Here is a 14,673-nt window from a genome sequence, read left to right on the forward strand (position 1 = left end):
ATGACCGAGGTGGTCTCCGTGGAGATCGTCCGCTCGCCGAACGAGGACCAGGTCGCCATCGTGGTGGGCGACCTGGTCCGGGACCGGGTGGCGAGCAAGCTCACCGCCGGCGACGCCACGCTGTGGGGTCGCGAGGCGGAGTCCGAGGCGTCCATCCGGCTCGCCTGGACCACGCTGCACGAGACGTCCCGCCCGCTGGTCGCCGAGATCGCGGCGCTGCGCGCGGAACTGCTCGCCGAGGGCGTGGACCGGGTGGTGCTCGCGGGCATGGGCGGCTCGTCGCTCGCGCCCGAGGTGATCACCGGCACGGCCGACGTGCCGCTGGTGGTGCTGGACACCACCGACCCCGGCCAGGTCGCCGACGCCCTGGCCGGCGATTTGGAGCGCACCGTGCTGGTGGTGTCGTCGAAGTCCGGCGGCACCGTGGAGACCGACAGCCACCGGCGGATCTTCGAGGCCGCGTTCGCCGCGAAGGGCGTCGACGCGGCGTCCCGGATCGTCGTGGTGACCGACCCCGGCTCCCCGCTGGAAGCCGCGTCGCGCGAAGCGGGCTACCGCAAGGTGTTCCTGGCCGACCCGAACGTCGGCGGCCGGTACTCGGCGCTGACCGCGTTCGGCCTGGTGCCGTCCGGGCTGGCGGGCGCCGACATCGCCGGGCTGCTGGACGACGCGGCGTCCGCCGCTCCCCTGGTGTCGGCCGACTCGCCCGACAACCCCGCGATCGTGCTGGCGGCGACGTTCGCCGTGGCGCACGCGCACGGCGCGGAGAAGGTCGTGTTCGCGGACACCGGCTCGGGCATCGCGGGCCTCGGCGACTGGGCCGAGCAGCTCATCGCCGAGTCCACCGGCAAGAACGGCACCGGCCTGCTGCCCGTCGTGGTGGAGGGGCCGGGCGCGCCGGGCTTCGTGGACGCGCGGTCGGACGCCACCACCGTCGCGATCGGGCCGGCCACCGGCTCGTCGTCGCTCGCGGTGGAGGGCCCGCTGGGCGCGCAGTTCCTGGTGTGGGAGTACGCGACCGCGCTGGTGGGCCGGGTGCTGGAGATCAACCCGTTCGACCAGCCCGACGTGGAGGCGGCGAAGAAGGCCGCCAGGTCCCTGCTGGACGCGCCCACCGAGGGCGCCTCGGCGCCCGCGTTCGTGGACGGCCCGATCGAGGCCCACCCGAGCGGGGGCTGGCTGCCCGACGACGTGAAGACCGTCGCCGACGCGCTCAAGGCGCTGGTCGCCGCCGCGCCGGAGCACGGCTACCTGTCCGTGCAGGCCTACCTGGACCGGCTGGACGACGCGTCGTTCGCGCTGGTCCGCCCCGAGCTGGCGCAGCGGTCGCACCTCCAGACCACGTTCGGCTGGGGCCCGCGCTTCCTGCACTCCACCGGCCAGTACCACAAGGGCGGCCACCAGAACGGCGTGTTCCTCCAGCTCACCGGCGCGTCCGGGACGTCGCTGGACGTGCCGGGCCGCCCGTACGACCTGGGCACGCTGCAGCTCGCGCAGGCGCTGGGCGACGGCCAAGTGCTGGCCGGGCACGGGCGCCCGGTGCTGCGGCTGCACCTCACCGACCGCGTCGCCGGGCTCGCGCAGCTCGTCGAAGCCATCCAGGAGGACGGTTCGTGACGGCCCCCACCAGGCGCAACCCGTTGCGGGACGCCCGCGACAAGAGGCTGCCGCGGATCGCCGGGCCGTGCGGCCTGGTCATCTTCGGCGTGACCGGCGACCTGTCCCGCAAGAAGCTCATGCCCGCCATCTACGACCTCGCCAACCGGGGTCTGCTGCCGCCGGGCTTCGCGCTCGTCGGCTTCGCCCGGCGGGACTGGGCCGACCAGGACTTCATGCAGGTCGTGCACGAGGCGGTCAAGCAGCACGCGCGCACGCCGTTCCGGCAGGAGGTCTGGGACCAGCTCGCCGAGGGCATCCGGTTCGTCCAGGGCACCTTCGACGACGACGCCGCGTTCGACTCGCTCGCCGCCACCGTCGCCGACCTCGACCGCGAGCGCGGCACGGGCGGCAACCACGCGTTCTACCTGTCGGTGCCGCCGAGCGCGTTCACCACGGTGGTCAACCAGCTCAAGCGCGCGGGCCTGGCCACGCCGCCGACCGACAGCCCCGGCCAGTGGCGGCGGGTCGTCATCGAGAAGCCGTTCGGGCACGACCTGGGCAGCGCGCGGCTGCTCAACAAGATCGTCAACGACGTCTTCCCCGAGGAGTCGGTGTTCCGCATCGACCACTACCTCGGCAAGGAGACGGTGCAGAACATCCTGGCGCTGCGCTTCGCCAACCAGCTCTACGAGCCCATCTGGAACGCCAACTACGTCGACCACGTGCAGATCACCATGGCCGAGGACATCGGCCTGGGCGGGCGCGCGGGCTACTACGACGGCATCGGCGCGGCCCGCGACGTGATCCAGAACCACCTGCTCCAGCTACTCGCCCTGACCGCGATGGAGGAGCCGGTGTCGTTCCGGCCGTCCGACCTGCGGGCGGAGAAGGTCAAGGTGCTGTCCGCGACCAAGCCGGTGGGCCCGTTCGGCGAGACCACCGCGCGCGGCCAGTACACCGGCGGCTGGCAGGGCGGGCAGAAGGTGCCCGGCCTGCTGGAGGAGGGCGGCTTCGCCAAGGACTCCACCACCGAGACCTACGCGGCGATCACCTGCGAGATCAACACCCGGCGGTGGGCGGGCGTGCCGTTCTACCTGCGCACCGGCAAGCGGCTGGGCCGCCGCGTCACCGAGGTGGCCGTGGTGTTCAAGCGCGCGCCGCACCTGCCGTTCGACGACACCGCCACCGAGGAGCTGGGACAGAACGCCCTGGTGGTGCGGGTACAGCCGGACGAGGGCGTGACCATCCGGTTCGGCTCCAAGGTGCCCGGCAACACCATGGAGGTCCGGGACGTCACGATGGACTTCGGCTACGGCCACGCGTTCACCGAGTCGTCCCCCGAGGCCTACGAGCGGCTGCTGCTCGACGTGCTGCTCGGCGAGCCGTCGCTGTTCCCGAAGAACGACGAGGTCGAGCTGTCCTGGGAGATCCTCGACCCGGTGCTCCGGCACTGGGCCGCCACCGGCGCCCCGGAGAAGTACAAGGCAGGGACCTGGGGCCCGGCGTCGGCGGACGAGATGCTGGCCCGCACCGGTAGGCACTGGAGGCGTCCGTGATCATCGACCTGCCCTCGACCACCACGTCGCAGGTCAACAGCAAACTCGTGCAGCTACGCGAGGAGGGCGGCGCGGTCACCCTCGGCCGGGTGCTGACCCTGGTCATCGTCACCGACGACGGCGCGAAGACCGAGGACGCCGTGGACGCGGCGAACGACGCCAGCCGCGAGCACCCGTGCCGGGTGATCGTGGTGGCGCGCGGCGCGCGCAAGGCCGCGCCCCGGCTGGACGCCCAGATCCGGGTCGGCGGCGACGCGGGCGCGTCCGAGGTGATCGTGCTGCGGCTGTACGGGGAGCTGGCCAACGAGGGCGCGTCGTGCGTGGTGCCGCTGCTGCTGCCGGACACCCCGGTGGTGGCGTGGTGGCCGCACGAGGCTCCCCCGGTGCCCGCGCTCGACCCGATCGGGCAGCTCGCGCAGCGGCGGATCACCGACGCGGCGGCCGAGAAGAACCCGATCAAGGCCCTGGACCAGCGCAAGGCGTCCTACACGCCGGGCGACACGGACCTGGCGTGGACGCGGCTCACGCTGTGGCGGGCGATGCTCGCGTCGGCGTTCGACCTGCCCCCGTACGAGAAGGTGACGGAGGCGGAGGTCAGCGGCGAGGCCGACTCGCCGTCCACCGACCTGCTGGCCGCGTGGCTGGCGGGCGCGCTGCGGGTGCCGGTGAAGCGGTCCAAGGCCGCTCGGGGCGTGGGCATCGTGGACGTGCGGCTGGTGCGCCGGTCCGGCGAGGTCGAGCTGGTGCGCCCGGACGGCAAGGTGGGGACGCTGTCCCAGCCCGGCCAGCCGGCGCGCCGGGTGGCCCTCCAGCGCCGGGAGATCCGCGACTGCCTGGCCGAGGAACTGCGCCGGCTCGACCCGGACGAGGTGTACGAGCTGGCGCTCAAGGCGCTGGGCAAGGTCGTGCGCGGCCGTGGCCCGGCGAAGACCTCGGCGGCGGCCAAGAACACGGCGGGGCCCAAGACCTCCACTGCGTCCAAGGGCGCGGCGGAGTCCAAGACCTCCACTGCGTCCAAGAGCACGGCGGCGTCCAACGCCACGGCGGCACGCAAGCCCTCGTCGCCCGCCCGGAAGCCCGCCGTGGACCAGCCGGTCTCCGCCGACGGCAAGGCCCCGGCCAGGTCCGCCAAGTCCGCCGCGGGCAACGGCGCGGCGCCCAAGGCGAAGGCCAGGACATGAGCCGCCCGGAGGTGGTGGTGCACCGGGACGGCGACCTGCTGGCCGCCGCCACGGCCGCCCGCCTGGTCACCAAGCTGGTCGACGCGCAGACCGCGAGCGGCTCGGCGTCCCTGGTGCTGACCGGCGGCCGGACCGGCATCGCGGTGCTGGAGCAACTGCGCACGACACCGGCCCGCGACGCCGTGGACTGGTCGCGCGTGGACCTGTACTGGGGTGACGAGCGCTTCCTGCCGGCGGGCCACGAGGAGCGCAACGAGACGCAGGCGCGGGCCGCGCTGCTCGACCACGTGCCGGTGGACCCGGCGCGGGTGCACCCGATGGAACCGTCCGACGGCCGCTTCGGCGACGACCCGGACGCGGCGGCCGACGCGTACGCCGACATCCTCGCCTCGGCGGCCCGCCCGGAGGACCACGGCCCGGTGCCGTCGTTCGACGTGCTGCTCCTCGGCATGGGCGAAGAGGGCCACACGGCGTCCGTCTTCCCCGGCTCGCCCGCCGTCTACGAGCGGGAACGCGCGGTGGTCGCGGTCCGCAACTGCCCGAAGCCCCCGCCGACGCGGGTGAGCCTGACCCTGCCCGCCATCCGCCAGGCCCGCGAGGTGTGGCTGATGACCACCGGCTCGGCGAAGGCGGCAGCCGTGTCGATGGCCCTGACCGGCGCGGGCGAGGTGCAGATCCCGGCCGCCGGCGCGCTCGGCAAGCGCCGGACGCTGTGGCTGCTCGACTCGACGGCCGCGGCGAAGGTCCCGGAGCTGTTCACCCCGCCGCTCGCGTGATCCCGGGCGGCGCCGGCACCCGGCGCCGCCCGGACTTCGCACGTGATCCACGTCACTCTGATGAGCCCATCCGGGGAGGCTCCGCCGTGCGCCGGCGTTCGCGCTCGCAATTTTGTGGTGTCCGCCGCGTCCCATTCGGGTAATCGAGGCGTCTCGTTGGGTGAGGCGGGGCGGGGCGGCCACTTCGGGGGCGGAGGAGCGGGTCATGCCAAGCGCGGCGACAGCGCAGTACGGTGATGAGCGGCGAATGGCTGACACGGGAGGGCGAGTCCTGGCCGGCAACGCTGTCGAAATGCTGCCGAGCGGCGGGGTCAACGGCGTCCCGGCCGAGCGGGTGCACAGCGCTGCCCGTGGTCGGCGCGGCCTCAAGGCGCTGCTGGCGCGGCACCGGCAGCTTTTCCTCGACGTGGGCGCCGTGGCCATCGCCGCGTTCGACGTGTGGTTCTGGTTCGCGCCGGACGCGAAGTCCTACAACTACGTGCTGTCGATCATCGCGGTGGTCGCGGTGGCGTTCCGCCGGCGGTTCCCGTTCCTCGTGGTGCTGCTGACGGTGCCGGGGTTCCTGGCGGGCATGGCGCAGCTCGCCGCGATGATCGCCCTGGGCACGCTGGCCAGGCAGAAGCTGCTGGCCACCCAGACCTACATCGCGGCCGGGCTGGTGTGGCTGAGCCGGTTCTTCCTGTGGCCGCCCGAGGACTTCCTCGCGCTGGCCTGGACCGCCCACATCCACAACGCGATCTACGGCTGCATCGTGGCCGGGATGCCGATCGCGATCGGGCTGCTGGTGCACGCCCGCGAGGAGCTGTCCGCCCGGATCGCGGAACTCGCCGCCAGCCGCGAGCGGGAACGGGTGCTGCACGCCCACGCCGTCCGCGCCGACGAACGCGCCCGACTGGCCCGCGAGATGCACGACGTGGTGTCGCACCAGGTGAGCCTGATCGCGATGCAGGCGGGCGCGCTGCGGATCGCGGTGGCCGACCCGGACGCGAAGCAGGTGGCCGGCACCATCCGCTCGCTGAGCACCCGCACCCTCGACGAGCTGCGCCAGCTCGTCAGCGTGCTGCGCACCACCAGCGGCGACGACTCGCCGCAACCGCGCGTCGCGGAACTGCCGCAACTGGTGGCCAGTGCGGGCATCCCGGCGTCGCTGAGCGTGCAGGGCCCGGTGGACGACCTGCCCGCGCCGATCTCGGGCGCGGTCTACCGCACGGTCCAGGAGGCGCTGACCAACGTGCGCAAACACGCGGGCGGCGCGGCGACCGCCGTGCACGTCCAGGCCGATCCCGACGTGCTGCGCGTGGAGATCCGCAACGACGCCCCCGCCCAGCCCCGGGAGTGCTCCACGCTGCCCAGCGGCGGGCACGGGCTGGTGGGGCTGCGGGAACGGGCCGCCCTGCTGGACGGCACGTTCGAGGCCGGTCCGTCCGAGGACGGCGGTTTCCGGGTCGCGGTGTCCTTCCCGCTGGCGCGTTCGCTGGACCGGTCCGACGAGACCGGCTGACCGGCCCCGACCCGGCGAGGCCGGCCGATCCGCCTCGTTCCGGCGAAACCGGCTGACCAGCCCGACCCGGCGAAACCGGCTGATCAGCCCCGACCCAGCGAGGCTGGCTGGTCTGCCTCGCTCCGGCGAAACCGGCTGACTAGCCCCGGCCCGCCCGGCGGCGCGTGGCCACCGCGGTGCACACGGCCGCCGCGAGGCCCAGCGCGCCGCACACGATCGCGGGCCACAGCGCCGGTTCGTGCCGCAGCAGCACGGACGGCAGCAGCCACACCGCGACGCCGAGCCCGAACCCGAGGGGCGCGGCGGCCACCACCGCCGCCGCGCCGGACTGCCGCCTGCGCAGCGACCGGAGCAGCGACTCCAGGTAGGCGAGGGTGAACAGCAGCAGCACCGCGCCGCCCGCGCCCATGATGCTGACCATCGGGTGGGTCGTCGGCCGCAGCGAGTACTCGCGGACCGTCCCGCCGGACTCGACCGCGGCCGACGCCGCCCCGCCGATGATCCACCGCGCCGCGCCGGGCAGTTCGAACGCCGCCGGCGGCACGGTGGTCACGTCGGCCAGCGTGATCCCCACGGCCGTGACGCGCAGGCGGGCGGGCTCCGTCAGCCCGTCCACCGCGACGGGTTTGCTCAGGTCCCGCTCCAGCGGCGGCAGGTCGCGGCTCGGGACGGTGAACGGCAGCGCCAGCAGGACCGCCGCGAACAGCGCGGCGGCCAGGGCGAACCAGCGTGCGGGCTTGGGGTGGACCAGCAGGTCGCGCGCGGGGACGAGGGTCTGCCTGCCCAGGACGACCGGCGGCGGCCCGGCGTCCACCAGCGTTGCCCGCACCGGGATGTCCAGCGTCTCGCGCGGCACCGAAGGGTGGGTGGCCGGGCGGGTGCCGGCCGCCGACACCCGCGGCGTCAGGTGCAGCGGCAGGCCGACCCGCATCAGCCAGTCCGGACCGAACACCCCGGCCGCCGCGCCCGCCAGGTCGATCGCGAACGTCTCCGCGTTGCGGTACCGGGTGTGCGGTTCGCGCTCGATGCCGCGCATGACCACCTGCGCGAGCGGCGCGGGCACCTCCGTGAGCGGGCGGGGCGCCTGGTGGACGTGCCGCTGGATCATCGCCAGCGCGCCGCCGCCGCTGTCGAACGGCAGGCGTCCGCTGAGCAGTTCGTAGAGCACGGTGGCCAGCCCGTACACGTCGGCGGCGGGGCTGAGCGGGTTGCCCAGCGCCTGCTCCGGCGACAGGTAGGCGGGCGTGCCGAGCACCTGGCCGCCGTGCGTCACCAGCGTCGCGCCCTCGCTGACCACCTGCGAGATGCCGAAGTCGGCCACCTTCAGCGCGCCCTGGGCCGTGAACAGCAGGTTCTTCGGCTTCACGTCGAGGTGCAGGACGCCCGCGCCGTGCGCGGCGTGCAGGCCGGACAGCGTGGCCAGGGCGAGCGCGCACGACTGGGCGGGCGTGAAGCCGTGCTCGGAGAACTTCGACCAGACCGTGCCGCCGTCCAGCTTCTCCATGACCAGCAGGTGCTCGCCGTGGTCCTGCACGTAGTCGTAGACCGGCACGATGTGCGGGTGGTCCAGCCGGGCCAGCAGCCGCGCCTCGTGCTCGAACCGGGCGCTCATCCGGGCGTCCTCGGCGAGCATTCGCGGCAGCCGCTTGACGGCGACCGGCCGGCCCAGCGGCCGGTGCACCCCCTCGTACACGACACCCATGCCGCCGTGCCCGATCCGCGGGCCGATGTCGTACTGCGGCAGGGCCGCGACCACGCTGGGGCTGGGCGCCGTCGTCACGCCGCACCGCCCGGCAGCGGACGGGTGATGCGCTGGGTGGCCTCCGGGTCGACCGGCGGGTCCGCCGCCGGGTGGGGCGTCAGGTAGCCGAGCGCGAACGCCGCCGCCGCCGCGCCGAGGATGAACGGGATCTCGGCGGCCGGGGACGGCGCCACCACCCGCAGGACGGACAGCGAGATCACCGCGACCAGCCCGGTGCCGATGCCGGCGGGGAGGAACTGCATGGCGCGCTGCCACCGGTTGGCCGGCAGCCGGCGGCGGGCCAGTGCCCACAGGGCGCCGATCCAGGCGAGCGCGGTCAGCCCGAACACCGCGATGCCGAAGATCCCGTACACCGACCACAGCGAGCCGCGCACGTCGCCCGTGGTGCCGATGGCCGCGATGACCTCGCGCTGGGCGTCCAGCACCTCGATCTCCGTGGGCAGCAGGCCGGTGGCCTGGGCGCCGAGCTGGCCCAGGTCGAGGACGAAGGCCTTGGTGACGCTCTCCTGGGCCGGGACGTCGAACGGCACCGTGGTGTCGTAGGAGAAGAAGGTGAGCGCCAGGGCCGTGCCGGACAGGCGGACGGTCTTGACGTGGCGCACCGTGTCCGTTGTGTTGTGGACGGTTACCGAGACCCTCGACGAGCCGGACGGGTCCAGCACTAGTTCGTGCGAGCCGACCGGGCGGCCGTCCACGGTGGCGCTCAGCGTGACCGTGTCGGGGGCGGTCAGCGTGACCGTGTCCGAGGCGGTCAGGGTGGCGGTGTCCGGGGCGGTCAGGGTGGCGGTGTCGGGGGCGGTCAGGGTGGCGGTGTCGGGGGCGGTCAGGGTGGCGGTGTCGGGGGTGGCGTGGGCCGTGGGCGCCAGGAGGATCCCGGTGATACCGGTGAGGAGCAGTAAACCGACCCTGCTCATAATGCGTCTCACAGGGGCACCTCGAAGTTCAGGGACGCGGACGAGTCCGGGAGTCGGCATGCGATCGGCAGGAACACTAGCTCTACTCGGTGCCGTCGCCTATGGCGTTACCGCCTTCTTGTCCACTCCGGCCTCGGCGCAGCAGGCGCCGGCCATCACGCTCACGCCGAACACCGGTGCTCCGGGGGCCGGGTTCACCGTCGGTTGGGTCGGGTTCTCCTGGGATCCCGACTGCTACCAGCGGATGCAACTGTTGTGGGACAGCGCCAGTACCGTGTTGGCCACGCCCTGGCAGAGTTATCGCGGGTCGGTTGCCGTGGCTGTGCCTGCTTCGGCTGCTGCCGGGGCTCACACCGTTGTGTTGCGCACTACTTGTCGTGGGAGCATCGCCCGGAACACGTTCACGGTGGTGGTGGCTCCTCCTACTACTTCCCCGCCGGTGGTGACCACTACGTCGGTGCCTGTGGTTACTACTACTTCGGTGCCGGTGGTTACTACTACTGCCTCTTCTCGAACTACTACGACTACTACTGGTTCGAGTTCGAGTAGTTCGGTGCCTGCTGTCAGCTCGTCGGCTCCTTCGGCCTCGGTGTTCTTGGGTGGGGACGGGGCGTTGACGTTGGACAAGGACAACGTCCAGCCCGGGGATCCCTTGACGGCTACCGGGACCGGGTGTCGACCCGGGGCGGAGGTTCGGCTCAGTTCGTTGGGTGAGGATGTGGGGCGGGCTCGGGCCGATGGGGCCGGGACGTTCAGCACCCGGGTGGAGTTCGCGACCGTTCAGCCTGGGCGGCATGTGATCCGCGCTGATTGCGGGGTGATCCTGGTGGGGAGTGTGGATGTGGCGTTGACCAGTTCCACCGGTGGGTCCGCCTCGACCCTGGCGGTGTTGGTGTTCTTCCTGCTGGTCGGGGTTACCTTGCTGCGTCGGCAGTTCAGTGCGTTTCGTCGGGCGGTTTAGGGTTGTGGTCTCAGGTTCTGGTTCCGGGATTGTCGGTGGTGCGTGGGAGAATTGATATCGGGGGCCGGGGGCCACGCCTGGGTTGGTTTTGGTGTTGAGTGTTGGGCTGTGTGGCGTTGGTCGAAAGATCACAAGCGTCCTCGCCGGACTGGCAGGCCGCCAAGGATGATCACAAGTGCCAGGGCGTCGTGTCATCCCCGTATGGCCTGGTCAAAGACCACCACCCTTGTCCAGGGAGCGCAAGCGAAAAGCGTGCTTGCACTCCCTGGACAAGCGCGGTTCCCTGCGGGCAGGCCATACGGGGATGACACGCAGCCCACCGCTCGGTGTGCGCGCTGCGCGCGCCACTGCGTCGAGCGGAGTCGGCCGGGGCGGAGAGTGCGGAGCGCGGCGCGGGTTCGAGCGGGAAGTGCGGGGGTGTGGCCCTTAGATTAGACGGCGGCGGCCCCCGTGGTGGGTCCACGGGGGCCGTTGACGCGTTGGCGTTAGGGCTCTTCGCGTTGCTTGCGCAGCTTGGTCAGCGCCTCTTCCAGGATCGCCTCGCCGTCCGCGTCGGAACGGCGCTCCTTTACGTATGCCAAGTGCGTCTTGTACGGCTCGTTGCGCGGAGGAGCAGGGGGCGCCTGCTCGTCCCTGCCCGCCGGCAGACCGCACCGGGGGCAGTCCCAGTTTTCCGGGATTTCCGCTTCGACCGCGAACGACGGACGCGACTCGTGCGCGTTGGCGCACCAGTACGACACCCGACGACGGGGCGCGGACTCGCCGCGCTCCGACTCGCCCATCGGGCCTGCGCCGACGCGGGTACCGCGAATCGCGTTACCACCAGCCATCGACCCTCACACCCCCACCACGTGGATTCCCTCTGTCAGTTGACCTTGAGCAGCAGCCCGATGCCGATGATGGCGATGACCCAGATCGCGCCGACGAACAGCGTCAGGCGGTCCAGGTTCTTCTCCACCACGCTCGACCCGGACAGGCTCGACTGCATACCGCCGCCGAACAACGAGGACAGACCACCGCCACGACCTCGGTGCAGCAGCACCAGCAGGATCAACAGCACGCTGGAGACGATCAACAGGATCTGCAGAAACAGGATCATTTCTTCCTCGCTGTCAGGCAGGTGACGCCACAGAGTACCCGGTCAACTGCCGACCGTGGACCACCTCGGTGGTAGGGCATGTTCAACACATCAGGGTAGAGGTCCGCCGGCCGCGAGGGCGCACAGCTTGGTGAACTCGTCCGAGTCCAGGCTCGCACCGCCCACGAGGGCGCCGTCGATGTCCTTCTGGGCGACCAGCTCACCGATGTTGCCGGACTTCACCGAACCGCCGTAAAGCACCCGAACGGCCGAAGCCACGTCCTCGCCGTACAGCTCGGCGAGCTTGACCCGCAGCGCGGCGCACACCTCCTGCGCGTCGGACGACGAAGCCACCTTGCCGGTGCCGATCGCCCACACCGGCTCGTAGGCGATGACGACGTCCTTCGCCTGCTCCGCGGTCAGACCCTTGAGGCCCGCCACCAACTGGTCGGTGCAGTGCGTGACGTGGTTGCCCGCCTCGCGGACGTCCAGCCGCTCGCCCAGGCAGAAGATCGGCGTGACGCCGTGCTTGAGCGCGGCCTTGACCTTCTTGTTGACGAGCGCGTCGTCCTCGTGGTGGTACTCGCGCCGCTCGGAGTGGCCCACGGTCACGTAGGAGCAGCCGAGCTTGGCCAGCATCAGGCCGGACACGTCACCGGTGTACGCGCCCGAGTCGTGCGGCGAGAGGTCCTGGGCGCCGTACTTGAGCAGCAGCTTGTCGCCGTCGACCAGGGTCTGGATGGACCGGATGTCGACGAACGGCGGCAGCACCGCCACCTCGACCTTGGCGAAGTACTTCTCCGGCAGCGAGAAGGCGATCTTCTGCACCAGGGCGATGGCCTCCAGGTGGTTGAGGTTCATCTTCCAGTTGCCCGCGATGAGCGGCTGGCGCGCGGCCATCAGGCACCGCCTTCGGTGGGGTCGTCCGCCAGCACCGCGACGCCCGGGAGTTCCTTGCCTTCCAGGAATTCCAGGGACGCCCCGCCGCCGGTGGAGATGTGCGAGAAGCCGTCTTCGGGCAGGCCGAGCGCGCGCACGGCGGCGGCCGAGTCGCCGCCGCCGACGACGGTGAACGCGTCGCTCTTCACGAGCGCCTCGGCGACCGCCCGGGTGCCGCCGGCGAACGCCTCGAACTCGAAGACGCCCATCGGGCCGTTCCAGAACACGGTCTGGGCGTCGGCCAGCTTCGCCGCGAACAGCTTCTGCGACTCCGGACCGATGTCCAGGCCCTGCCGGTCGGCGGGGATCGCGGTCGCGGCCACGACGTCGTAGTCGGCGTCGGCGGCGAAGTCGGTCGCGGCCAGCACGTCGACCGGCAGCACCAGCTCCACGCCGCGGGCCTCGGCGTCCCGGAGGAAACCGGCCACCTGCTCCACCTGGTCTTCCTGGAGCAGCGACCGGCCGACCTCGTGGCCCTGGGCCTTGAGGAACGTGTACGCCATGCCGCCGCCGATGAGCAGGCGGTCGACCTTGGTGAGCAGGTTCGCGATGACGCCGAGCTTGTCGGACACCTTCGCTCCGCCGAGCACCACCACGTACGGGCGCTTCAGATCGTTGGTGAGCTTGTGCAGCACCTCGACCTCGGCCAGCACCAGGTTGCCCGCGTAGTGCGGCAGCCGCTTCGCCACGTCGTACACCGACGCCTGCTTGCGGTGCACGACGCCGAAGCCGTCGGAGACGAACGCGTCCGCCTTCGCCGCCAGCTCGTCGGCCAGCGCGCCGCGCTCGGCGTCGTCCTTGCTGGTCTCGCGCGGGTCGAAGCGGATGTTCTCCAGCAGCACCACGGTGCCGTCGCCGGCCGCCTCGGTGCCGAGTTCGACCTTCCGGCCGAGCAGCTCGCCCAGCCGCTCGGCGACCGGGGCGAGGGAGAACGCGGGATCGGGCTCGCCCTTGGGGCGGCCCAGGTGGGCGGCGACGAGGACGCGGGCGCCCGCGTCGGCCAGCGCTTCGAGGGTGGGCGCCGACGCGCGGACGCGTCCGTCGTCGGTGATCTTGTCGCCGTCGAGGGGGACGTTCAGGTCGGCACGCACCAGCACGCGCCGACCCGACACACCCTCGGCGATCAGGTCACTCAGAGTCTTCACAACCGGTCTTTCCGCTCGGTGGCCGTCGACAGGGGCGGTCAGAGCTTGCTGGCGACCAGGTTGACCAGGTCGGCGAGGCGGTTGGAGTAGCCCCACTCGTTGTCGTACCAGCCGACGACCTTCACCTGGTCGCCGATGACCTTGGTCAGCGGCGCGTCGTAGATGCAGGACGCCGGGTCGGTGACGATGTCGCTCGACACGATCGGGTCCTCGTTGTAGCGGAGGTAGCCCTTGAGCGCGCCTTCGGCGGCGGCCTTGTAGGCGGCGTTGACCTCCTCCACGGTGGTCTCGCGGCCGACCGTCACGGTGAGGTCGGTGGCCGAGCCGGTCGGCACCGGCACGCGCAGCGCGTAGCCGTCCAGCTTGCCCTTCAGGTCGGGCAGGACCAGGCCGATGGCCTTCGCGGCGCCGGTGCTGGTGGGCACGATGTTCAGCGCGGCGGCGCGGGCGCGGCGCAGGTCCTTGTGCGGCGCGTCCTGGAGGTTCTGGTCCTGGGTGTACGCGTGGATGGTGGTCATCAGGCCACGCTCGACGGTGAACGCGTCGTGCAGCACCTTGGCCAGCGGAGCCAGGCAGTTCGTGGTGCACGAGGCGTTGGAGATGACGGTCTGCGAACCGTCGTACTGGTCGTCGTTCGCGCCCAGCACCACGGTGAGGTCCTCACCCTTGGCCGGCGCGGAGATGATGACCTTTTTGGCGCCACCCTCGTCGACGTGCTTGCGCGCGGCGGCGGCGTCGGTGAAGAACCCGGTCGACTCGACCACGACGTCGACGCCGAGGTCCTTCCAGGGCAGCTTGCCGGGGTCGCGCTCGGCCAGCGCCTTGATGGTCTTGCCGTCGACCTCGATACCCTCGTCGTTCACCTTCACGTCGTGCGGGAGCCGACCGAGGATGCTGTCGTACTTCAGGAGGTGGGCCATCGTCTTGACGTCACCGAGGTCGTTGAAGGCGACGATCTCGATGTCGTGCCCGCTGGCCTGAACGGCGCGCCAGAAGTTGCGACCGATGCGGCCGAAACCATTGACACCTACGCGAACCGTCACGGTGAGTCTCCTCGATACTCGACTGGCGATGCGCCAGGGGGCGTGCGGAAGGGCTGCGAGCAGCCGCGAACCAGCCTAGCCTCCACGCTGCGTCCCTGGTCACGTGGATCACCAGGATCTCTTTATCGAACAAGAAAATCCAGCGTTACCGTTCAGTAACCACACGACGGGTAACGCCAAGCCCCCGACCCAGCCCGTCACGCACACGCGAAGCTCGC

The 14,673-nt window shown here is 71.7% G+C and carries 14 protein-coding genes; 7 read left to right on the forward strand and 7 right to left on the reverse strand.

Translation table 11 applies throughout. The features are described from left to right. From ACQPZF_RS29720 to ACQPZF_RS29740, 5 genes are all read left to right on the forward strand, one after another. On the forward strand, positions 1-1,617 hold the full coding sequence (locus ACQPZF_RS29720; protein WP_433262521.1) for a glucose-6-phosphate isomerase: 1,617 nt from the start codon (positions 1-3) through the stop codon (positions 1,615-1,617). Beyond that, on the forward strand, positions 1,614-3,155 hold the full coding sequence (gene zwf, locus ACQPZF_RS29725; RefSeq protein WP_433262523.1) for a glucose-6-phosphate dehydrogenase: 1,542 nt from the start codon (positions 1,614-1,616) through the stop codon (positions 3,153-3,155). Before ACQPZF_RS29720 ends, zwf begins: the two co-directional genes overlap by 4 nt. Next, on the forward strand, positions 3,152-4,336 hold the full coding sequence (gene opcA / locus ACQPZF_RS29730) for a glucose-6-phosphate dehydrogenase assembly protein OpcA (RefSeq protein WP_433262525.1): 1,185 nt from the start codon (positions 3,152-3,154) through the stop codon (positions 4,334-4,336). The genes zwf and opcA overlap by 4 nt, the downstream gene beginning before the upstream one ends. Beyond that, the gene (gene pgl / locus ACQPZF_RS29735; RefSeq protein WP_433262527.1) at positions 4,333-5,112 is read left to right on the forward strand and encodes a 6-phosphogluconolactonase; all 780 of its coding nucleotides are present in this window, start codon (positions 4,333-4,335) and stop codon (positions 5,110-5,112) included. Before opcA ends, pgl begins: the two co-directional genes overlap by 4 nt. A gap of 247 nt (positions 5,113-5,359) precedes the next feature. Next, positions 5,360-6,613: a sensor histidine kinase gene (locus ACQPZF_RS29740; RefSeq protein ID WP_433262529.1), complete on the forward strand. Its 1,254-nt coding sequence runs from the start codon at positions 5,360-5,362 to the stop codon at positions 6,611-6,613. A 139-nt stretch (positions 6,614-6,752) separates the two neighbouring features. Here ACQPZF_RS29740 and ACQPZF_RS29745 read toward each other — a convergent pair whose 3' ends face one another. Continuing rightward, positions 6,753-8,393, reverse strand: coding sequence for a serine/threonine-protein kinase (locus ACQPZF_RS29745; RefSeq protein WP_433262531.1), 1,641 nt, complete (start codon positions 8,391-8,393; stop codon positions 6,753-6,755). Further along, positions 8,390-9,289 carry a hypothetical protein gene (locus ACQPZF_RS29750; protein WP_433262533.1) on the reverse strand — a complete coding sequence of 300 codons (900 nt, stop codon included), beginning with the start codon at positions 9,287-9,289 and terminating at the stop codon, positions 8,390-8,392. The genes ACQPZF_RS29745 and ACQPZF_RS29750 overlap by 4 nt, the downstream gene beginning before the upstream one ends. 372 nt (positions 9,290-9,661) lie before the next feature. Between ACQPZF_RS29750 and ACQPZF_RS29755 the strand changes: the two genes are divergently transcribed. Together ACQPZF_RS29755 and ACQPZF_RS29760 are read left to right on the forward strand one after the other, a co-directional pair. Further along, on the forward strand, positions 9,662-9,838 hold the full coding sequence (locus tag ACQPZF_RS29755; RefSeq protein WP_433262535.1) for a hypothetical protein: 177 nt from the start codon (positions 9,662-9,664) through the stop codon (positions 9,836-9,838). 214 nt (positions 9,839-10,052) lie between these two features. After that, complete coding sequence (locus ACQPZF_RS29760; protein WP_433262537.1) at positions 10,053-10,250, forward strand: hypothetical protein; 198 nt, start codon at positions 10,053-10,055, stop codon at positions 10,248-10,250. A gap of 485 nt (positions 10,251-10,735) precedes the next feature. Here ACQPZF_RS29760 and ACQPZF_RS29765 read toward each other — a convergent pair whose 3' ends face one another. From ACQPZF_RS29765 to gap, 5 genes are all read right to left on the reverse strand, one after another. Continuing rightward, positions 10,736-11,080: an RNA polymerase-binding protein RbpA gene (locus ACQPZF_RS29765; RefSeq protein ID WP_015103628.1), complete on the reverse strand. Its 345-nt coding sequence runs from the start codon at positions 11,078-11,080 to the stop codon at positions 10,736-10,738. Positions 11,081-11,115: 35 nt separating this feature from the next. Further along, a complete protein-coding gene (gene secG, locus ACQPZF_RS29770) occupies positions 11,116-11,349 on the reverse strand; it encodes a preprotein translocase subunit SecG (RefSeq protein WP_121007938.1) in 234 nt (77 codons plus the stop codon). A 90-nt stretch (positions 11,350-11,439) separates the two neighbouring features. After that, complete coding sequence (gene tpiA, locus ACQPZF_RS29775; RefSeq protein ID WP_433262539.1) at positions 11,440-12,228, reverse strand: triose-phosphate isomerase; 789 nt, start codon at positions 12,226-12,228, stop codon at positions 11,440-11,442. Further along, on the reverse strand, positions 12,228-13,412 hold the full coding sequence (locus tag ACQPZF_RS29780) for a phosphoglycerate kinase (RefSeq protein ID WP_433262541.1): 1,185 nt from the start codon (positions 13,410-13,412) through the stop codon (positions 12,228-12,230). The genes tpiA and ACQPZF_RS29780 overlap by 1 nt, the downstream gene beginning before the upstream one ends. A 38-nt stretch (positions 13,413-13,450) precedes the next feature. Beyond that, positions 13,451-14,455: a type I glyceraldehyde-3-phosphate dehydrogenase gene (gene gap / locus ACQPZF_RS29785; protein WP_433262543.1), complete on the reverse strand. Its 1,005-nt coding sequence runs from the start codon at positions 14,453-14,455 to the stop codon at positions 13,451-13,453. Between the last annotated feature and the right edge of the window lie 218 nt (positions 14,456-14,673).

The sequence above is a fragment of the Actinosynnema sp. CS-041913 genome (genome assembly GCF_050942485.1).
In the GTDB taxonomy this organism is placed as follows: domain Bacteria; phylum Actinomycetota; class Actinomycetes; order Mycobacteriales; family Pseudonocardiaceae; genus Actinosynnema.